Here is a 249-nt window from a genome sequence, read left to right on the forward strand (position 1 = left end):
ATTTTGTTAATTATTACGATGTTGGTAGTGTTTATTTACCAGGATGGCTGGGTTGTTACTGAAAAAATAGTGAGCGGGGTAACGATGTTTCTGACCATGGGAACCTTTCTGTATATCCTGCCCGCAATATGGACGATCTGGCGACGACATCCTTTTCCGAAAGAACAGCTGACGGAAGAGATATTGACTGTTGCTGGCTGGGATAATGTGACCAATATTGACCTTCTGAAACACGACAAGAAAAAGATA

Annotated in this window: 1 pseudogene; it reads left to right on the plus strand. The window is 41.8% G+C overall.

Going from position 1 to position 249, the window contains the following annotated elements:
- Nucleotides 1-249 (plus strand): annotated as a pseudogene (locus tag OGY71_RS01150) (putative type VI secretion system effector); the annotation flags it as partial.

It is taken from the genome of Citrobacter sp. Cpo109 (assembly GCF_030332565.1).
Taxonomy (GTDB): Bacteria; Pseudomonadota; Gammaproteobacteria; order Enterobacterales; family Enterobacteriaceae; genus Citrobacter; species Citrobacter portucalensis.